The following is a 20,052-nucleotide window of genomic DNA, read 5'->3' as shown; positions in this document are numbered from 1 at the left end:
AGAAGATGGCGCAACGCTTCCCTGACGGCCAGACCGTCAACCACAACTATAAAAGGCGGATCACCATGGCTGGACTCGACAAGCGAGTAGCAACTTATCAGGAGGCCCTCGCCGGGCTGACCGACAACATGACCGTGCTGTGCGGCGGCTTTGGCCTGTGCGGCATCCCCGAAAACCTCATTGCTGAAATGAAACGCATGGGGGTCAAGGGCCTGACGGTGGTGTCCAATAACTGCGGCGTCGATGGCTTTGGCCTGGGCATACTGCTCGAAGACCGCCAGATCCGTAAGATGATTTCCTCCTATGTGGGCGAAAACGCCCTTTTCGAACGTCAGCTGCTCAGCGGCGAACTGGAAGTCGAACTCACCCCCCAAGGCACCCTCGCGGAAAAACTGCGCGCAGGCGGTGCCGGCATTCCCGCGTTCTACACCGCCACCGGCTACGGCACCCCCGTGGCAGAGGGCAAGGAAACCCGCCAGTTCAATGGTCGTAACGTGATCCTAGAAGAAGCCATCACCGGCGACTTCGCCCTGATCAAGGGCTGGAAGGCTGATCACTTTGGCAATGTGATCTATCGTCATACCGCGCAGAACTTCAATCCGGTGGTGGCGACTGCCGGAATGATCACCGTGGTCGAAGTTGAGGAAATCGTCGAGCCCGGCGTCCTCCTGCCCTCGCAAATCCATACCCCAGGCATCTACGTGGACCGGGTCATTCAGGGCACGTTCGAGAAGCGGATCGAACAGCGCACCCTGAAAAAATCCTGAGAAAACTTCACGTCTTGCGGGCGCTTCCTCCAGCAGGAAGCGGCAAAAACAATAAGAGGCTTAGAACATGGCACTTTCTCGCGAACAAATGGCTCAGCGCGTCGCACGGGAACTCAGGGACGGCTACTACGTCAATCTGGGCATCGGCATTCCGACCCTGGTGGCCAATTTCGTTCCAGACAACATCGACGTCATGCTGCAATCCGAAAACGGGCTGCTGGGCATGGGTGAATTCCCTACCGAAGAAACCATCGACGCCGACATGATCAATGCTGGCAAACAGACGGTGACTGCCCGCATTGGTGCGTCGATTTTCGATTCATCACAATCGTTCGCCATGATTCGTGGCGGTCATGTAGACCTTACCGTTCTGGGAGCTTTTGAAGTCGACGTGGAAGGCAATATTGCCTCATGGATGATCCCCGGCAAGCTGGTCAAAGGCATGGGCGGCGCCATGGATCTGGTGGCGGGCGCAGACAACATCATCGTAACCATGACTCATGCATCCAAGGATGGCGAATCCAAACTTCTGCCGCGCTGCAGCCTGCCTCTGACTGGCGCGGGTTGTATTCGCAAGGTGCTGACAGACCTGGCTTACCTGGAGATCGAAAACGGCGCGTTCATCCTTCGCGAACGTGCGCCGGGGGTCAGCATCGAAGAAATCGTCGCCAAGACCGCTGGCAAACTGATCGTGCCGGATGATGTGATCGAGATGAGTTTTTAAGCAGGTTCACTCTTTCACCTGTGGGAGCGAGCTTGCTCGCGAATGCGGTTTTCCATACTCCGGATATTAATCGGATGTACGGGCCCCTTCACGAGCAAGGTGGAGCGCCACCCCGGTCGCTCCCACAGGTCATGTGCAGCCAGAAATCCCAACAATAAATACAAGAGGTTCACCCCGTGGCCGTCGACTCTATCGAAGAAAGCCGCTCCGCCCGCTTTGCCCTGCGTTGCGCCAAATGGGCGGAACGCTGGTTCCCTGATTCCTGGGTGTTCGCCGCATTGGCGGTGGTGATTGTCACCGTCGCCACTCTGGCCATGGGCGCCAAACCGAACGATGCCGCCAAGGCCTTCGGCGATGGCTTCTGGAGCCTGATCCCATTCACCATGCAGATGGCTTTCGTGGTGATCGGCGGCTACGTGGTGGCCAGCTCGCCGCCCGCCGTCAAACTGATTGACCGTCTGGCACGCATCCCGAAAAACGGCCGCTCCGCCGTGGCCTGGGTCGCATTGATCTCCATGGTTGCGTCGCTGCTCAACTGGGGTTTGTCGCTGGTGTTCGGGGGATTGCTGGTTCGCGCCCTCGCCCGCCGCACTGATCTGCGCATGGACTACCGGGCTGCGGGCGCTGCCGCCTATCTAGGGCTCGGCGCAGTCTGGGCGCTCGGGCTTTCGTCCTCGGCCGCACAACTGCAAGCCAACCCCGGCAGCCTGCCGCCGTCAATTCTGGCCATCACCGGCGTTATCCCCTTCACCGAAACCATCTTCCTCTGGCAGTCCGGAGTGATGCTGGGGGTGCTAATGGTGATCTCCATCATCGTCGCCTATGCCACAGCGCCTGGCCCGAACAGCGCCAAGGACGCCAATGCCTGCGGGGTCGATCCAGCCTTCAGCATGCCTGCCCTGCCGCCGCGCACCCGTCCTGGTGAATGGCTGGAATACAGTCCGCTGCTGATCATCCTGATGGTCATTCTGGCGTCCGGCTGGATCTTCAACGAGTTCTCGACCAAGCCTGCGATCACGGCGATTTCCGGCCTCAACACCTACAACTTCCTGTTCATCATGGTCGGCGCATTGCTGCACTGGCGGCCCCGGAGCTTTCTCGATGCAGTCGCCCGGGCAGTGCCGACCACCACGGGCGTGCTGATTCAGTTTCCGCTTTACGGCTCGATCGCGGCGCTGATGACCACGGTCAAAGGCACCGATGCACAAACCCTGGCGCATCATATTTCGACCTTCTTCACCAGCATCGCTTCCCACGACACCTACGCCCTGCTGATGGGCATTTACTCGGCAGTGCTGGGTTTCTTCATCCCCTCGGGTGGGGGCAAATGGATCATCGAAGCGCCCTATGTCATGCAGGTTGCCAACGACCTGCAATATCACTTGGGCTGGGCAGTGCAGATCTACAACGCCGCAGAAGCCTTGCCGAACCTGATCAACCCTTTCTATATGCTGCCGCTGCTCGGTGTTCTGGGGCTGAAGGCGCGGGACCTGATCGGCTTCTCGTTCGTGCAGTTGCTGGTGCACACACCGCTGGTGCTGTTCCTGCTGTGGGCGCTGGGCACGACGCTGGCGTATATACCGCCACTTCATCCTTAGCTCATGTGCCCTGTAGGAGCGCGCTTGCCCGCGATAGGGTCATGTCAGGCGACACATTTTTTGCTGAGGCACCGCATCGCGGGCAAGCGCGCTCCTACATGTTTGAGGCTGGATGGTCGCCATAATCCAGCGCAGCGACTCTGGCCAGTAATTCACGAAGTTCGCTTGCCTGCTGCGCACCAAGGGACTTTTCGAAACATTGCTGGGCCTGCTCCCACAGGGCCTGGGATTCCAGCAGTTTATCCAGCCCTGCCTGGGTGAGATTGACCCGACGACTGCGCTTGTCGTCCGGGTCCACCGATACCGCAATCAAACCTTCGCGCTCCAGAGGCTTGAGGTTCTGCGCCAGTGCCGAGCGATCAATCACCAGAATCGTCGCCAGCTCAGTCAACGCCGGGGCCTGATGGCGTGCGACCTGAATCAGGATCGAACGTTGGGTACAGCGCAGTCCGCACGGCGCAAGCACCGCATCGTACAACTGGGAAATACGCCGGGTGGCCTTGCGCAGACTGGTGGCATGGCACAGCACTTTCGGCGCTACCCGCAAGCTATCAGGGATCTGCAGTTGGGAGATTTTCAACTGGATGTGCAGTTCAGCCAGTGACGTCAGGCTGTGGCTCATAAGGGGTCCCGCTGGTATAGGTCAATCCGGCAATGCTGGCATATCCCCGCATTTTGCGACAGCGACCCTTTGCCCCGTCTATCGCTCACGGCCTTTCGTGAATACCGTCGAGCCTGCCCCGTCCGATAACCGCGCCGTCCAGCGCCTTGAGTAACTGGCTGCGGTTTGGCGGCGTATCAAAGTGAAGTTGCCGGTCTAGCGCGATCAGTTGAAAGCTGTAGCGGTGAGGACCATGCCCGGTTAGAGGCTGCGGCCCTATGTATGTTTTCCCACCGAAGGTGTTGCGACCCAGTGAAAGCAGACCGTGAGAAGCACTGCTCAGCGCACCTATCGGCAAACCGGTTCGTTGCGGGCTGATGCCCACCGCAATAGCGTGGACAAACGCGAACGGCAATGGCGCATCGGCATCCTCGACAATCAGCACAAGCTCTTGGGTCTGAGCGGGTAAACCTGTCCACTCCAGCGCCGGGGAAAGATTACCGCCAGTAGCCGAGCCTACGTGGGAAGCCGGGATTTGCTGCATCGACGCGAACGCCGGGCTACGTAGTTCAATCACCACTGGCGCGAAAGCGATGCTCTTGTGATTCCAGATCAGTTTGTTCTCGGTGGCACTGCGACCGCGTAGCACGCGCCCCAACAGACGTCTCAGCATTCTGACGATCCTCGGTTGATCCAGCCTTGGCGCACTGGATTGAAATGAAATCCCTGTAGGAGCGCACCGAGGTTACGAGGCCCGCGAAGCGGTGGATCAGACACACCGATAACGCTGCCTCGCGCTGCTCGTGAGCTCCTACGGACGGAACCTGATCAACTATGCACCGGGGTGAGCACCGGCTTGCCCGCAAAAAACGCCAGCAGATTATCCGCAACCATTTGCACCGTGGCCTCGGACGCTTCTGGTGACAAGCCACCGACATGCGGCGTAAGGATCACATTGTTGAGGCGCTTGAGGGCATCCGGGACTTGCGGCTCGTCATCGAAGACATCCAGCGCCGCGCCGGCGATTGTTTGCATTTGCAGCGCCTCGACCAATGCCGCGGTATCAATCACGGTCGCCCGGGCGATATTGATGACGAAGCCTTCAGGGCCCAGAGCATCAAGGGCCTGGCGGTCTATCAAATGGCGGGTCCCGGCACCGCCAGGCGTGGCGACAATCAAGAAATCCGAGGCCCTGGCCAGCTCGAGTGCTGTCGAGTGATAGTCGAACGCCACGTCAGTGCGGGGTTTGCGGCTGTGATAGCTCACAGACATATCGAACCCTGCCGCGCGCCTGGCAATAGCCATGCCCACGGCGCCAAGGCCGAGAATGCCCAGGCGTTTGCCTGCCAGAGAAGGTCGGATCAGCTTGCGCCATTCGCCACGTCGTACCGAAGCGTCGGCCTGAGGGATGTCACGCACGATGGACAAAAGCAGTGACATCGCATGATCAGCCACCGTTGGCGAGTTCACGCCGGCCCCGTTGGTGACGGTAATGCCACGCGCCTCGGCGGCAGGCAGGTCTACATGCTCATAACCGGCACCCAGCACGCAGATGATCTGCAGGTGCGGCAGCGCGGCCATTTCCTCAGCATAAAAGCCCAACGGTCCGCGGGTCAGTACCGCAGTGATCTCCTCGCCACATGTGGCCACGGCCTCAGCCCGCAGCGCCGGCGTGGGGGCAAGAATCAGTCGGAAACCGCTGTGTTCAAGAATGGGCAGGTACTCATTAACACTCTCGACCAGCACCAGGACTGTGGTTGTCATGCAGGGCTCCAGAAATTCGCGAAAAAACCGACAGTAACGCGAGTTGAGCAACTTGTGCAGGTCAGATTGCGCAATGCGCAGACGCAGGCATCAAAAGCGCGACACAGTGACCGGAACCGGTCTGACCGAGCGGCGAGGAACGCGGGTGTTCTGGAGTCAGCCTCATGGGGAGTAACGATTACCTCCCTGCTTCTTTGCCTCATACATAGATTCGTCCGCACGCCGAAACAATTGCCCCAGGTCAGTTGCGTCTTCGGGGTAGTAAGCAATGCCAATGCTCGGTTTGATGGGCCAATCGACATCGCCCAAATACATGGGCTCGTTGAGCGCCAACAGGATCTTCTTCGCAACGGTCGCTGCATCCTCGTCCCTCATGATTCGGTTCAGCAGGACGATGAATTCGTCACCGCCGATCCGCGCCACGGTATCCGCTTCCCGCACACACCGACTCAGACGCTGCGCCACCTCCTGAAGCAACTGGTCACCCGCCGCGTGTCCGAACGTGTCGTTGACCTGTTTGAACTTGTCCAGATCCAGGTACAGCACCGCCAGACGACCGTTGCTGATCCGGGCCTGCTCCAGTGCGATCAGTAACCGGTCTTGCAGCAACAGGCGATTGGGTAAACCCGTCAATTGATCAAACTGAGCCATATGTTTCAAGCGCTCGTGCATCTGCTGACGATAGATGGCCGCTGCGGCCTGAACGGCAACGAACTGCAGCAGTTCCTCATCGCTGGCGCTGTAATGCGCGCCCTGAGCAGGAGCCATGACCAGCATGGCGCCGATGGTCTGGCCCTGGGCATCCAGCGGTACGCCAAGCCAGCTGGGCTGTGCCTCGCCTAACCAGTGTCGAAGATGTTCAGGTAAACGTTCGCTGTTCGTCGCGCAGATAACCGCCTTGCCGGTTTTGACGATTTCCCAGGCCAGGGCTTCTGCAACCGGGCTTTCTCGCCCAGCATCCTTTTCGTCGCCGTGCCAGGCGAAACTCAGCTGTTCAAGCAGCGGATCAAAAAGCACCACGGAGAAATTTTGCGCGGGCAACAGCGTGCCAATAATCGGATGCAGCCGCCTGAACAGCCCAGGCAGGTTTTCAGCGCTGTGGGCCGCTTCGGAAATTTCGAACAATGCCGTGCGCAACAATTCCGAGCGTTTGCGTTCGGTCACGTCACGGGCCACTGCAATACGCATCTGGTTATCTGCCGACCAGCGCGCCGACCACATGATATGCACGACGCGCCCATCCTTGCGGATGTAGCGATTCTCGAAGTGCAGCTTGGGCTGGCCGTCCATGACTTCCCGGGCAGCCGCCAGCGTGCGCTCGCGATCCAACGGGTGGACCAGATCAAGCATCTGCGTACCGATCAGTTCTTGCTGGGTGTAGCCGAACACGCGCTCGCACGCCGCGCTGACATAGACATATCGCCCCTGCGGGTCAACCACGCAGATCGCATCCAGCAACATGTCGACGATACCCGCCAGCGCCGCGTAATTATTTGTTTCCATATCAGAACTGCCTGGAAAATTAACATTCACGCGTTCGTATCATTCGCCGGTCAGACTACCGGGAATGAAGCAGGTCCGTTGCCAGCGCATCGCTTCGCATCATGACTAACAGAGTGCTCCACTTAGCACGCCGCAAGCCGTACGACATAGTGCCTAACTGGATGGTAAACAGCCACAAACACCTGCATCCCGCCCCATCGCGGTTGCGACATAAGCAGTCGCAGAGCGGCAGATGGCTTGCCGGTCAGGTTCGATGCTGCTAAAGGTTTGCCCGGGCTTCATTTGTAATGATCGTGTTGATCGTCAATTACCACGAAAGAAGGATTATCGAGACCATGCTCAAAGGAATTGCAAAAGCGCTGTTGCGCAAGACTCCCCTGGCCAGCGTGCTGGCAGGTAGCGTGTTGAGCACGATACTACTGGCTTCAGGTACGGTTCTGGCGGCCGACGCACCGGGCAAGATGCTGAGCGCAAAGATCGGCCTGCCCTGGCCTGCAGTGATCGCCCATCGAGGTGCATCGTTTGATGCTCCTGAAGAGACCATTCCGGCGTACACCGTGGCGCGGGACCTGGGCGCGGATTATCTGGAGATGGATATTCAGCGCACCAAAGACGGCGTATTGATCGCCTTGCACGATGACACGCTGGAACGCACGACCAACGTCGCCGAAGTTTTTCCCAAGCGCAGCAAAGACCCGCTGAACACCTTTACCCTCGCGGAAATCAAGCAGCTGGATGCCGGCAGTTGGTTCAACAAGGCCCATCCTGATCGGGCGCGCGCCAGTTTTGCCGGTTTGCAGATATTGACCCTGGATGAAGTGATCGATATCGCGGAAGGCGGCGACAACAAACCAGGGTTGTACATCGAAACCAAAGCCCCGAACCAATTCCCCGGCATTGAAGCGGACCTCAAAAAGGCCCTGGAAAAGCGCGGCTGGCTCAGTTCAAGGCCAGCCGCCGAGGCAGGCCATGTGAATGTCGCGCACATGCCCGGGCGCGTGGTGCTGCAGACCTTTGAGAAAACAAGCCTGGTGTTGCTGCAAAAAGAAATGCCGAAGGTGCCCAAGGTGCTTCTGCTGTGGATCGGCGAAGGTTCAATCGAGCCGAAGTCGAATGTTGCGTTCAAGGATTCGGGCTTTACAGACAAGGCTGCCTACTACGGCGCGCAGGAAGCCAAATCTCAGGAAGAGTTCATCGCCTGGATCGATTGGGCCAAGGCCCATGGCGCAATAGGCACAGGCCCCTCAGCCAGACTCACCCATGGCGGGGATCAGAGCTATATGGATCTGGTCAAGAAATGGATGAACAACGCGACCCATGAAAGAGGCATGGTGGTGCATCCCTACACCGTCGATGACGAGGTGGATTTCAAGCAGATCGCCGCAGATGGCGCCGACGGATTCTTTACCAACCGCACCTCTGAACTGCTGAAGTTCTACGGTCGTCCGGCGAAAGAAAGCATGGATGCAATCCTCAAGCATCACGGCTACTGATCGCTGCTGATAAACGCAGATCGCCGTCCCGGTAGGAGCCAACTTGTTGGCGAGGCGAAGCACCTGACACACCGCCTTGCCAACAAGTATGCTTCGACCGCCCGGCGCAAAGCCTGGGCTGGCACCCGGGTGTGACGACGTGGGAACGGCTTTAGCCGGGAAGAGGCCAGTACATCCACGCCAGATTTATTGTCTGAAATGCCGCCCTCCCGGCTGAAGCCGTTCCCACGTCATCACACCCGCTTGCGCACACGCATAAAATCTCCCACCGCAAAGCTACGAATGGCTCACGAACTCTCGCGAACCACCAGCTCGAACCCCAGGTCAACCTGGGGTGTTTGCACCACACCATCCAGAAGCCCCAGCAGCAATTGCGCGGCGCGTTGCCCGACCTGTTCACGAGGCGTGCGGATCGAAGTCAGGCGCGGCACCATGTAGGCCGAGCCCGGCAGATCGTTGAAACCCACCAATGACACCCGCTCAGGGATGGCGATCCCGTGCCGCAATGCCTCAAGGGCCGCCCCCTGCGCCAAGTCATCATTACAGAAGAAAACACCATCCACATCCGGATGCTGCGTCATCAATTGCATGAACAACTCGCCACCCAGCCCGATGGAAGATGGCTGCGGTTTGTGCAATTCAAGCGCCGGATCGTACAAACCCTGTTCCTGCAGCACCTGGCGAAATCCTTCGCCGCGCTGCAACACTCGCGGATCAAGCTGTGCGGCGATGTAGGCCAGCCGCTTGCGTCCGCGCCCGAGCAAGTGGCGCGCCGCCTCTGCCCCGGCCTGAACCTGGGAAAACCCGACACAGTAGGCTCCGCGGGTTTCGTCCAGCTCCATCATGTGGACGCAGGGCACCCCGCTGGCAGCCAACAATTCACGCAGCGCCGGGGTGTGGTCAAAACCGGTGAGCAAAAGTCCCCGCGGGCGGTTGGCCAGATGACTGCGCAACAGGCTTTCTTCTTCGACAGGGGAATAGTGATAGTTGCCGATCACCACTTCGAGATTACGAGGGCGCAATACATGTTGAATCGCTTCGAGGGTCTCGATGAACAACTGGTTGGATAATGACGGTACCAGCACCACCACGGTCTGACTTTGTGACGAAGCCAGCGCCCGCGCAGCCGGGTTGGCCACGTAACCAAGGCTCTGGGCCGCGGCCCGGACCTTTTCCACCAGCTCTGGGGCAACAGTGATCACCCCGCGTAATGCGCGTGATGCAGTGATAGGAGAAACAGCAGCCAGTCGCGCCACTTCATTGAGTGTCGGGCGGCCGGTGGAGCGGGAACCAATGCGAGTCATCTGTTGCCAACTACATAAGGATGAGCAGAGGGGTTGCCAAAGACAGCGAATGGGCTCTAAGGTAGCGCTGTCTCACGGACCCTGACAATGCTTTCTTCAGTCACATTTGACTCTAGGGGCGTCCGCTGATGGATGATGTTCTTAAAACAATGACAATACCTGGAAGCACCTGTTGCAGTTTCTTTGCCAAGGGCGACAAAGACAGCGCTGTCTCCAGTCAAGGTGGTCTACTGTGACAATTGCGAATTCTGCTATTTCTGCCCTCGTCGTGATGGGAGTTTCGGGCTGCGGCAAAAGTGTCGTCGGCGCTGAAATCGCCCTGAACAGCGGAGGCCGCCTTATTGAAGGCGATGCTTTCCACCCACCGGCCAATATCGAAAAGATGAGCGCTGGTCACCCCCTCAACGACGAAGACCGTGCCGGCTGGCTCACCCGTTTGGGTGAAGAGATGGCCCAAGCCCTGCGCAACGGTGAGCACCCGATCCTCACTTGCTCGTCCCTCAAGCTCATATACCGCGAACGCTTGCGCCAGGCCGTGCCTGGGCTAGGGTTTGTTTTCCTTGAACTGACTCCAGAAGTGGCAACCGAACGTTGCGCCCATCGCCCGGGCCATTTCATGCCCGCCAGCCTGGTGGAGAGCCAGTTCGCGACCCTTGAGCCGCCTTATGGCGAGCCATTGACGCTTGTGGTTGATGCAACTCAACCGGTGGCAGAGATTGGCAAACAAGCTGCGGCCTGGTGGAAGGCGTCCTGAGGCCGCTAAAGCCGTGAGCGCCAAAGACAGCGCTGTCTTGCGCCGGGGCCTGCTGAAAATTACCTGATCCGTCGTGGTTTGCGACGGGTGCAATACAGCTGCTCCTTTAACAATAAAGATAACTGGAGAGACATCCAATGTTCGGTATGACACACGAAACGTACCTGTTAGTCGACGCGGTGGTGACCATCGTCGGCCTGATCCTGTTGATCACCAAATTCAAGGTTCACCCCTTTGTTGCACTGACCATTGCCGCCGGCTTTCTAGGCCTTACCTCCGGCATGCCGGTGGACAAAGTCATGAAGGCATTCCAGGACGGCTTCGGCGGCGTGTTGGGTTTTGTCGGCATCATCCTTGGGCTGGGCACCATGCTCGGCAAGTTGATGGCGGATTCTGGCGGCGCAGATCAGATCGCGCAGACGCTGATCCGTGCCTTCGGCAAGCAGCGTGTGCACTGGGCTATGATGTTCGCCGCTTTTCTGGTGGGCATTCCGCTGTTCTTCGAGATCGGCTTTGTATTGCTGATCCCGCTGGTGTACATCGTCGCGCGCCGCACCGGTGTCTCCATCGTCAAGATTGGTATCCCGCTGCTGGCTGGCCTGTCGGCCGTGCACGGTCTGGTGCCACCCCATCCGGGTCCACTGCTCGCCATCGGCATCTTCGGCGCAGACATCGGCAAGACCATTTTCTACGGCCTGCTGATCGCCCTGCCCACCGCTATCATTGCAGGCCCGATCTACGGCAAGTGGATTTCCAAATACGTGCCGGGCACTCCATCCCAGGAGTTGATGGAACAGATTGGCAAGGAGTCCAGCACTGACAACCTGCCTGGTTTCGGCATCACCCTGGTGACGATCCTGCTGCCCGTATTCCTGATGCTGCTGAAAACCTTCGCCGATATTGCGCTGCCTGAAGGCAACACCTTCCGTATCTGGATGGACTTCATTGGCCATCCGATCACCGCGCTGCTCGCGGCCTTGCTGTTGGCGTTTTATACCTTCGGTTCGGCACGTGGCTTTGATCGCAACAAGATCATGAAGCTGCTGGACCAGAGCCTGACGCCGGTAGCCGCCATTGTGCTGATCGTCGGTGCCGGTGGTGGTTTCAAACAAATGCTGGTGGCCAGCGGTGTGGGCGATCTGATCGGTCACATGGCGGTACAGGCACAGATCAACCCGATCATGCTGGCCTGGCTGGTAGCGGCGGTTATTCGCGTGGCAACAGGTTCAGCCACCGTCGCGACCATTACCGGTGCCGGCATCGTAGCTCCGGTAGTGGGCCTGATTCCGGGCGTCAACCGTGAGTTGCTGGTCCTGGCGACCGGCGCTGGCTCGCTGATTCTGTCTCACGTAAACGATGCCGGTTTCTGGCTGGTCAAGCAGTACTTCAACATGACCGTCACCGAAACCTTCAAGACCTGGACCGTGATGGAAACCATCCTTTCGGTGGTTGGCCTGATCTTCATCCTGCTGCTGTCGATGGTGGTCTGATAAACCCGGGTTTGCCGAAGATGCTTTTTCTGTAGGAGCGCGCTTGCCCGCGATAGCGTTGCATCAGGCGAGATTTTGTCGACTGACCCAACGCTATCGCGGGCAAGCGCGCTCCTACGGGGACCCTCTTTGTTGCGCGATGGCGGTGTGTCTGATGCACCGCCTGAAAACTTAGATCTTGAACCGCCCCACCATCTGATTCAGCTCGACAGCCAGACGCGACAGCTCATGGCTGGCCGAGTTGGTCTGATTGGCGCCCGCCGACGATTGCAATGACAAATCGCGAATATTCACTAGGTTGCGGTCGACTTCCCGGGACACCTGCGCCTGTTCTTCGGCGGCGCTGGCGATCACCAGGTTACGGTCAGAAATCTCGCCCACGCTACGGGTGATCTCCTCTAGCGCAACACCAGCGCTGCGGGCGACTTCCAGGGTGGTCTGGGCGCGAGCACTGCTGTTCTGCATCGAGGCCACGGCCTGACTGCTGCCTTGCTGAATGCCGCTGACCATGACCTCGATTTCCTGGGTCGATTGCTGAGTGCGGTGGGCAAGCGCCCGAACTTCGTCGGCAACCACTGCGAAGCCGCGACCGGCCTCCCCTGCTCGTGCCGCCTCGATAGCTGCGTTGAGAGCCAACAGGTTGGTTTGTTCAGCAATGGCGCGAATCACATCCAGCACTTTGCCGATGTCACGAGTCTGGCCTGCCAGACTGCGGACCTGCTCGGCAGTTGTCTCAACGTCGTTGGTCATCTGCTGAATAGCACTCACCGTCTCCTGCACCCGCTGACTGCCCTGGATTGCCGAAGAACTGGATTGCTGCGAAGCGGTCGAGGTGCTGACGGCATTGCTGGCAACTTCCTCGACAGCAGCGGTCATTTCATTGACTGCCGTTGCGGCCTGTTCGATTTCATCATTCTGCTGCTGCAGGGAACGAGAACCTTCTTCGGTGACGGTATTGAGTTCTTCTGCTGCCGACGCGACCTGAGTGGCAGAACCAGAAATCTGCTGCAAAGTCTCGCGCAGGTTGGTCTGCATCGCCTGCAAGGCTTGCTGCAGACGTGTCACTTCATCACGCCCCTGTATCAGAACCGGTTGGGTCAGGTCTCCCCGCGCTACGTCTTCCGCCGCCCGCACTGCGTCACTTAGCGGACGAACAATGCTACGCGTGAGAATGACTGCCAGCAGACCCGTCATCATCGCTGCCAGCACGAGCACGGTAATGATGACATTACGCGCCGCGATGTACCCGCTGGCGGAATCAGCAACAGCGACCTCTGAATCCTTTCGGTTGAGCTCCATCATCCACTCGAGCAAAGGCGCCATTTGATCCGAATAACGCTTGAGGTCGCCATTGATAAGCGGCAGGATTTCAGCGTCGCGCCCGGCCCGGGCAATCTCCAGTAGCTTGTCCTGAGCAACCGCATAAACGGCCAGCGTTTCCTTGAACTGCTTGTACTTGCCTGCTTCTTCTTCGCCCCCGACCAGCGGAGCATAGGCCTCGACTAACCTATTGGCCTTCTTGATGAGTACATCAAGCCTTGCTTCTCCTCTGGCAAAATCTGCCGGCGCGCGGTTTACCAGAATCAGGTAAGACACGGTACGTAACCGAGTTGTGGTATCAGCCAGCTCGCCCAGCAGCCGAGTAGAGGCCAATTCATCACTCGCCAAAGAATCGGTCATCTGATTGAGATCGGCCATCTTATTCAGGCTCATCATCCCCAGAAACAGCACGAGCAGTGCCATTATGGTGAAGCAAATCGCGGCCCGAGGGGCAATTCCAAGATTACGCAGGATCATGATAGATCGACTCGATGGGGTGATATTGAAATGCTATCGGCATTCAGAGAACAAAACTTAAACACCTCTCGCCCTTAACACCCATCAAGAGCAACCTGGCCAGCGCTTGCCCCCTCCTGCGCCAGAATCATTGCCAGCGTAAATACCCATTACGGCGATTGTCCTGGCGCCGTCGCGGTAGTGCACCACAACCCTTGAAGCCACCTTCCTACGTACCGTGTCGAGTCCACGACGAATATTTTCAGAACGGTCCTGCGCACATTCAAAGTAGCGCCTACGCTGATATTCGATAAGGCATGCCTGCATGGGTTAACCCTTACCGTGTAGAAATACGTCACGAAATTTCAATACAGCTCGGGCCTTGGGACAAAACCTTGTGGGCTGCTCCGCTAAATACGGGCTTTTACCAATAAAAACAGGCAGAATTGGCGCGCTCATCGAGCTGGCAACCGCGCTTGATGACAGAAAAATGTACCGAGGGAATTAAATTCACTCCTGTAACGTCATATTGATGGACGCATTTGGATGTACTCGGCAACAATCACCACGCAAAGGCAAATGCCAGCCTCCTGCTAGAGGCGCTTCAAGAGGCCATCAAGGAAAAGATTATGTTGATACTCACCCGTAAAGTTGGCGAAAGCATAAACATTGGTGACGAAATTACCGTCACGATTCTGGGCGTTCAGGGCCTTCAGGTACGCCTGGGCATCAACGCGCCGAAAAATGTTTCTGTGCACCGTGAAGAAATCTACAAACGTATTCAGGCGGAGCTGGCTCCCAACCAAGACCCACAATGAAATAACGAACACCCCTCATTCAAACCCGATTGCCGCAAGCTCCGGCAACCAGGTCGTACGGCGTCACTTGACGCCGTTTTTTATGCCTGGTTTTTCCTCCCAAGCCCAAGGCAGCGCTTCCACGTTTTAGCAGCGTGGTCGAGCCCCCCCCAAGACCATTTGTCTGCCGCCTCGAACTCCTCGCGAAAATTGTCACTCCACCTCATGTGAACACATGGACCGATGCCAAGCCCGTAGTCAGTTGTGAGCCGAGCACGCTCTTCATTTCGATGAGTAGCAACAAGGTGAATGACAATGAACACAACGCCCCAAAGCCCTGGCAGCAATGCCGAACACCAGCCCAATGCAGCCGAAGATCACCTGCACACCCTGCAAGACGACGCACAAGCGGCAATTGCCAGTGCCAGGCAACACGGTTCTGCGCAATTCGAGCAGTACAGAGACACTGCCGCAGAGCAGATCGAGACTCTGGCGCAAAGCGCTCAATCCGCCGCAGAACAGATGCAGGGAAGCGACACTCTCGGGCTTTCGCACTACGTCACTGACATCGCCGAAAATATGACCAGCCTGGCGAGTAACCTGCGCGGCAAAAGCGTTGACGAACTCCTTCAGCAAGCCGGCAAACTGGCGCGGGACAATCCCGCGCTGTTTATCACCGGTAGTGTTGCGCTGGGGTTTGGTTTATCGCGTTTCCTGCGGGCGTCAGGTTCTGCGCACGACTCAGGTTCAACCACGGCGTCGACATCGAGCCCGGACATGTCCCCCTCCGCTGACAACCCGGCCGGTCAATACCCAACCCGTCCCCCAGCAGGAATGAGCGCCGTTGTGGAGGCCGATCAGGAGTTTCCCATCAGTCATCCGCACGTGGGTGATGTTCGTCACAGCGGCAGACCCGGGATCCCGGACGCACCACCGGGGCAAGGTCCGGCAGGTGCTTTTGTCCCGACTGACCCGCCAGGGGCCGAGGCAACTTACCCCGACAGCAAGGATGACAGCAGCCAGCCGGATAGCTCTGGACAGTCCGTATCGGACAGGCAAGCACAAGATCGCGTGACGAAAGGAGGTGTGTGATGGCTACTCCCTCTAACCCAACGCCGGAGAACGAAACCTCTGCACTGGGCCTGATTCGCCAGCTGGCCCACGAAGTCCCAGCACTATTGAGCAAAGAGCTGGCCTTGGCCAAAGCGGAAATCAAGCAGACCGTGGAAACCGCTAAGGCAGGTATCGCAGCGGTCGGCGTTGGCGCAATCGTCATGCTGGCAGGGCTGATCATCGTGCTGCTGTCTGCTGTGTATGCGCTGGCCACGATCATGCAGCCCTGGCTGGCAGCCTTGATCGTGGGCGTCGTGGCCATGGTCGTGGGTTTCATCATGATTCAGTCGGGCAAGAAGCAATTCGACGCCTCCAACCTGACGCCAGAACGCACCGTCAACTCCCTGCAAAAAGACAAGGATGCTATCCAGAGGAAAGTCTCATGAGCATTGACAGCAGCTTCGAAAGCGAAGAAAGCTTTGCCAGCGATTCCGAAAAAAGCCCGGAAACCCTGGAACGCGAAATCGACGCCCAACGGAACAGTATCGGCAACATCGTCGATGCCCTCGAGAGCAAGTTCTCGGCGGGCCAGTTACTCGATCAGGCGCTGAGCTATACCAAAGGCAATGGCGGTGAGTTTCTCAACAATCTGGGCACCACCATCAAAAATAATCCGCTGCCGACTGTCCTGACCTCCGTGGGGTTGTTATGGCTGATGATGGGCCAGAATCGCAGCCCTTCAACAGCCTCGGGGTCGTCCAGCCTGGGCCACCTCGGCGAGCGGGCCAGCGATATGGCGCACAGCGTCACCGACAGTTTCAGCGACGCTAAAACCCGCATCGAAGAAACCGCCAGGCGCATGAAAGACCAGGCGGGGCAGATGACCGACAAGATGGGAGCAATGAAGGAAAACGTCAGCGCGCGACTGTCGGAGACCGGTCAGCATCTGCATCAGGGCAGTCATGATATGAATGACACCTTGCATCAGCAGGCACGCAAGGCCCAGTCCGGGCTGGACTACTTGCTGAAGGAGCAACCGCTGGCCTTGGCAGCCATTGGCATCGCCCTCGGTGCCGCGCTGGGTGCGGCACTGCCGGTCACTGAACGGGAAAACCGAATGATGGGCCCAGCCAGCGATGAGCTGACCAGCAAGGCGAAAAACCTGGCGAGTGAAGGCTACGAGAAGGTCTCGCAGATGGGCAAGGAGCTGGTCGACGACGCGAAAACCACTGCCCAGCCTTCGAACAGCAACCCGCAGCCGGCTTTCAATCCACATGCAACGCCCGGCCTTGGTTGAGTGACGTTAATCCCCTGTAGGAGCGCGCTTGCACGCGACGACGTCAGCACAGGCAATTAATAGCCTGGCTTCAAAATCGCATCGCGGGCAAGCGTGCTCTTACGATCCCGCGATATCCCGGGGCCCTGCACATATTCCTATTTCAGGGCTGTTCAAGTCGCTGAACAATCTTGTCTTTGATCAACAACCTTTTTTCCTTGAGCTTCTTCAGCTCATCATCACTGATACTGCCCGCCGCCCCAGACTCTGCATCCAGCACATCCGTATCGATCTGACCGTAGTCATTGAGCAACTGATTGAGCTTCTTGTCCTTTTGACTACGCTCACTTACCTGATCTTTTGTCAGACCCAGATCCTTGTACAAATCGTGCTTGACCGGCATGGGACACCTCTCTTCATGACTGTGATGGTTACTTAATGTATGAGGATAGACGCTCCCAAGGGTTCGCGGTTTTCACAGCACATTAACGGGACTCACGTAACCGCCGGAGCTGATACGCCTTCAGGTGCGTGTAGGCAAATCCCAAAACAGTCATATCAGGAGCCGACACCCCTACCGCATCGCGGCGCAGCAAAAGATCCCCCAATACATGATCGGCTTCGATGGGCGCACCTCGCTCGATATCACGCAACATCGATGCGGTCATCGGCGAGCCAGGCGTCGTGAGAACTTTCAAGAACCTTTGGCGCCCCCCTTCAGCCAACGGATAACCCGCCGCCGTGGCGATATTCGCGCACTCGGTGAACAACTTGACCAGTAGCGCCTGCCCTCCGGCGCTCAGCACGTCACCCAGACTGGCGCGCATGCAACAGGTGATGCCCGCAGCGGTAGCGATAAAGCACCATTTGTCCCACATATCCTGCAGGATGTGCTGACTGAAACTGGCCTCGAACCCGGCATCAGCGAGCGCTTCTGCCACCCGCAGAATGCGTCGGGTAGACGCCCCACTCAATTCACCAAAGGTCAGTTGATTGGCCTCGCCCAAGTGCAGGATGGCACCGGACGCATCACGGTCCAGTGAAATCAGGCATTGCCCGCCCAATACATTGGCCATGTCGAAACGAGCACCGAGCCGATCAAGATGGGCCATGCCATTGAGCAGGGGCAATATTGCGGTGTCCGGACCCACTGCCGGGGCAAAGGCGTCCATGGCGGAGTCCAGGTCGTAGGCTTTGCAACTGAGGATAATCAGATCGTAAGGCTCGCCCAGCATTTCGGACATGACCACAGGTGGCGAGGGATAAAGGATGTTGCCCTGCGCGCTGCGCACGATCAGCCCATCGCGCTGCAGTTCAGCGGCCCGGCCAGGACGCACCAGAAAAGTCACATCGCGACCGGCCTCCAGCAGGCGTCCGCCGAAATAACCACCAATCGCTCCAGCACCAACGATCAAGATGCGCATTGATATCGATCTCCCATGGGTTCGCCAGCTTTCATGTGTATTTCAGAGTAGAAGACGCTGCCCGACGCCTCAACAATTCAAAACTGGCCTCCACTACTACACCCTCCCCAGTAGCAGAGCCAGTTGCAATAGGGTTCGCGAATCGTCATCATTTGATAATAATTGTCATTACTATTGCTGCTGCCATGCCTTCCGTTTTCTTCGACTCACAAAGCCCCAAGGCTCGCAACCGCGTGCTCCATCAATTGTTCGGCGAGCATCATGGCTGGTTGCTGACGCGGCTTCGTGCGCGTCTGGGTTGCCAGCATGATGCTGCCGATATGGCAGCGGAAACCTTCGCGCAGGTGGTAGCGCTTAAAGATCCGCAACGCATCAATGAGCCGCGGGCGCTGCTGACAACCATTGCCAAACGGCTGATCTTTGCCAGTTGGCGGCGGCGCGACCTGGAGCGGGCCTATCTGGAAACGCTGGCGCAGCAACCTTTTGCGTATGAGCCCTCTGCTGAGGAGCAAGCACTGGCGCTGCAAGCCCTTACCGCGCTGGACACCCTGCTCGATGGCCTGTCGCCGATAGGCCGCAGCGCTTTCCTGTACAGCCAACTGGACAACCTGACTTATGTGGAAATCGGTCAGCGCCTCGGCATATCTGCACCTCGGGTCCATCAATACATCGTCAAGGCAATGAGCCTCTGTTATCTGGCACTGGAAAACGAATGAGCAGGATTGACGTGCCCGAGAAGGTTGCAGAGGCCATCGAATGGCTCGCGCGGCACCGGTCAGGAACATTGAGCGATACAGATCGTCAACGTTTCCAGCAATGGTTGCAGACCAGTGAAGACAATCGCGATGCCTGGCAACGATTGCAGCTGCGGCTGGGCAGAGTGTTCGTCGATGTGCCTGCAGTGTCACGCCAGGTGTTGAACAAAGCAGGGACAAGCCGCCGACACCTGCTGCGCGGAGCTCTGGGTCTTACAGGCCTGGGTCTGGGGGGATGGTGGCTGGAGAGCACCGGCTCGCTGCCACGAATCAACAGCGACCTGCACAGCGGTTTCGCACAACGCAGCCCTTTTATTCTGGAAGACGGTAGCGAGGTGGTGCTCAACGCCCGGAGCCAGGTCGATCTGCTTATGGATTCAAGGCAACGCACGCTGCTCCTGCACGCGGGTGCCATCAGCGTCAAGGTGAAAGCGGACCCGCTACGCGCACTGGTGGTCCGCACTACCTTCGGCGAAGCTCGTGCGCTGGGTACTCGCTTCACCGTTACGCTGCGTGAGGAAGGTGCCCATGTCTGGGTTCAGGAGTCGCGAGTAATCGCCACTGCCACAGACGGTTCGACCCTGGAGCTGGGGCCAGGCCAGGGCGCGCTGCTCGGCCGGACTGGCTCGCGACGGCTGGATCCGCGTCAGGCGGGTGAAGGTACGTGGGAGGACGGGCTGCTGGAGGTTCATGATCAACCGCTCGGGCAGATCATCGAGGCATTGCGCCCTTACCGCCGCGGACTGCTGCGCATCAGTCCCGAGGCTTCGCGATTGCGGATTTCAGGCGTGTTCCCGATGGACGACACCGATCAGGCGTTAAGGTCGCTTCAGGAAGTATTGCCGCTGAAGATCGATCAATACTTCGGCTGGTGGACGCAACTGGAGCTGCGCTGAAAAAATAATGCGCTCAGCCCTTAATATCCACCCCACTCGCGTCACATAGCTGACATCGACTATCCCACAGGGGAAAT

19 protein-coding genes and 2 pseudogenes are annotated in these 20,052 nt (G+C 58.2%); 12 read left to right on the top strand and 9 right to left on the bottom strand.

Translation table 11 applies throughout. The features are described 5' to 3' along the window. The first annotated feature begins 65 nt into the window (after positions 1–65). From IV01_RS00120 to IV01_RS00130, 3 genes are all read left to right on the top strand, one after another. A complete protein-coding gene (locus IV01_RS00120) occupies positions 66–767 on the top strand; it encodes a CoA transferase subunit A (RefSeq protein ID WP_032632085.1) in 702 nt (233 codons plus the stop codon). A 67-nt stretch (positions 768–834) separates the two neighbouring features. Then, a complete protein-coding gene (locus tag IV01_RS00125) occupies positions 835–1,491 on the top strand; it encodes a CoA transferase subunit B (protein ID WP_032632036.1) in 657 nt (218 codons plus the stop codon). Between the two features lie 176 nt (positions 1,492–1,667). Next, on the top strand, positions 1,668–3,089 hold the full coding sequence (locus IV01_RS00130; protein ID WP_032632035.1) for a short-chain fatty acid transporter: 1,422 nt from the start codon (positions 1,668–1,670) through the stop codon (positions 3,087–3,089). Positions 3,090–3,183: 94 nt separating this feature from the next. Here IV01_RS00130 and IV01_RS00135 read toward each other — a convergent pair whose 3' ends face one another. The 4 genes from IV01_RS00135 to IV01_RS00150 all read right to left on the bottom strand — a co-directional run bounded on the left by IV01_RS00135 (position 3,184) and on the right by IV01_RS00150 (position 6,957). Continuing rightward, on the bottom strand, positions 3,184–3,711 hold the full coding sequence (locus IV01_RS00135) for a MarR family winged helix-turn-helix transcriptional regulator (RefSeq protein ID WP_080290437.1): 528 nt from the start codon (positions 3,709–3,711) through the stop codon (positions 3,184–3,186). A gap of 85 nt (positions 3,712–3,796) precedes the next feature. Then, a complete protein-coding gene (locus IV01_RS00140) occupies positions 3,797–4,363 on the bottom strand; it encodes a YbhB/YbcL family Raf kinase inhibitor-like protein (RefSeq protein WP_032632034.1) in 567 nt (188 codons plus the stop codon). A gap of 155 nt (positions 4,364–4,518) precedes the next feature. Next, positions 4,519–5,454: a 2-hydroxyacid dehydrogenase gene (locus tag IV01_RS00145; RefSeq protein ID WP_032632033.1), complete on the bottom strand. Its 936-nt coding sequence runs from the start codon at positions 5,452–5,454 to the stop codon at positions 4,519–4,521. Positions 5,455–5,616: 162 nt separating this feature from the next. Then, positions 5,617–6,957, bottom strand: coding sequence for a GGDEF domain-containing protein (locus IV01_RS00150; RefSeq protein ID WP_032632032.1), 1,341 nt, complete (start codon positions 6,955–6,957; stop codon positions 5,617–5,619). 335 nt (positions 6,958–7,292) lie between these two features. Here IV01_RS00150 and IV01_RS00155 point away from each other — a divergent pair, with 335 nt between their 5' ends. Continuing rightward, positions 7,293–8,450, top strand: coding sequence for a glycerophosphodiester phosphodiesterase (locus IV01_RS00155; RefSeq protein WP_032632031.1), 1,158 nt, complete (start codon positions 7,293–7,295; stop codon positions 8,448–8,450). Between the two features lie 287 nt (positions 8,451–8,737). On the opposite strand, the gene IV01_RS00160 is transcribed toward IV01_RS00155, so the two are convergent. Then, positions 8,738–9,754 (bottom strand): LacI family DNA-binding transcriptional regulator, encoded by a 1,017-nt coding sequence (locus IV01_RS00160; RefSeq protein WP_032632029.1) that lies wholly within the window; start codon positions 9,752–9,754, stop codon positions 8,738–8,740. Positions 9,755–10,025: 271 nt separating this feature from the next. Here IV01_RS00160 and IV01_RS00165 point away from each other — a divergent pair, with 271 nt between their 5' ends. After that, positions 10,026–10,508, top strand: a complete 483-nt coding sequence (locus IV01_RS00165) for a gluconokinase (RefSeq protein ID WP_032632028.1) — start codon at positions 10,026–10,028, stop codon at positions 10,506–10,508. Positions 10,509–10,645: 137 nt separating this feature from the next. Continuing rightward, positions 10,646–11,998: a GntP family permease gene (locus IV01_RS00170; protein ID WP_032632026.1), complete on the top strand. Its 1,353-nt coding sequence runs from the start codon at positions 10,646–10,648 to the stop codon at positions 11,996–11,998. Between the two features lie 171 nt (positions 11,999–12,169). Here IV01_RS00170 and IV01_RS27655 read toward each other — a convergent pair. Continuing rightward, positions 12,170–12,814, bottom strand: a pseudogene (locus IV01_RS27655) (methyl-accepting chemotaxis protein); the annotation flags it as partial. A gap of 210 nt (positions 12,815–13,024) precedes the next feature. Beyond that, positions 13,025–13,795 (bottom strand): annotated as a pseudogene (locus IV01_RS27650) (MCP four helix bundle domain-containing protein); the annotation flags it as partial. Between the two features lie 608 nt (positions 13,796–14,403). On the opposite strand from IV01_RS27650, the gene csrA reads away from it, so the two are divergent. From csrA to IV01_RS0125780, 4 genes are all read left to right on the top strand, one after another. Further along, entirely contained in the window at positions 14,404–14,592 is a 189-nt protein-coding gene (csrA, locus tag IV01_RS00180; RefSeq protein WP_002554157.1) for a carbon storage regulator CsrA, read from the top strand. A 294-nt stretch (positions 14,593–14,886) separates the two neighbouring features. Then, positions 14,887–15,663 carry a hypothetical protein gene (locus IV01_RS0125785; RefSeq protein WP_050508123.1) on the top strand — a complete coding sequence of 259 codons (777 nt, stop codon included), beginning with the start codon at positions 14,887–14,889 and terminating at the stop codon, positions 15,661–15,663. Next, positions 15,663–16,070, top strand: a complete 408-nt coding sequence (locus IV01_RS00185) for a phage holin family protein (RefSeq protein ID WP_195758835.1) — start codon at positions 15,663–15,665, stop codon at positions 16,068–16,070. Before IV01_RS0125785 ends, IV01_RS00185 begins: the two co-directional genes overlap by 1 nt. Next, positions 16,067–16,921, top strand: coding sequence for a DUF3618 domain-containing protein (locus tag IV01_RS0125780; RefSeq protein WP_050508121.1), 855 nt, complete (start codon positions 16,067–16,069; stop codon positions 16,919–16,921). The genes IV01_RS00185 and IV01_RS0125780 overlap by 4 nt, the downstream gene beginning before the upstream one ends. A 142-nt stretch (positions 16,922–17,063) precedes the next feature. Here IV01_RS0125780 and IV01_RS00190 read toward each other — a convergent pair whose 3' ends face one another. Then, the gene (locus IV01_RS00190; RefSeq protein WP_032632020.1) at positions 17,064–17,303 is read right to left on the bottom strand and encodes a DUF465 domain-containing protein; all 240 of its coding nucleotides are present in this window, start codon (positions 17,301–17,303) and stop codon (positions 17,064–17,066) included. Between the two features lie 82 nt (positions 17,304–17,385). Beyond that, positions 17,386–18,324, bottom strand: coding sequence for a 2-dehydropantoate 2-reductase (panE, locus tag IV01_RS00195; RefSeq protein WP_032632019.1), 939 nt, complete (start codon positions 18,322–18,324; stop codon positions 17,386–17,388). A 185-nt stretch (positions 18,325–18,509) separates the two neighbouring features. On the opposite strand from panE, the gene IV01_RS00200 reads away from it, so the two are divergent. After that, positions 18,510–19,040, top strand: coding sequence for a sigma-70 family RNA polymerase sigma factor (locus IV01_RS00200; RefSeq protein WP_032632018.1), 531 nt, complete (start codon positions 18,510–18,512; stop codon positions 19,038–19,040). After that, entirely contained in the window at positions 19,037–19,975 is a 939-nt protein-coding gene (locus tag IV01_RS00205) for a FecR domain-containing protein (RefSeq protein WP_032632017.1), read from the top strand. Before IV01_RS00200 ends, IV01_RS00205 begins: the two co-directional genes overlap by 4 nt. Positions 19,976–20,052: the final 77 nt, after the last annotated feature.

Origin of the sequence: Pseudomonas syringae, assembly GCF_000737245.1 — a bacterium.
Classification (GTDB): Bacteria; Pseudomonadota; Gammaproteobacteria; order Pseudomonadales; family Pseudomonadaceae; genus Aquipseudomonas; species Aquipseudomonas syringae_J.
The sequence above is the reverse complement of the archived record's forward strand: the minus strand, read 5'-3'. Positions and strand labels throughout refer to the sequence as shown.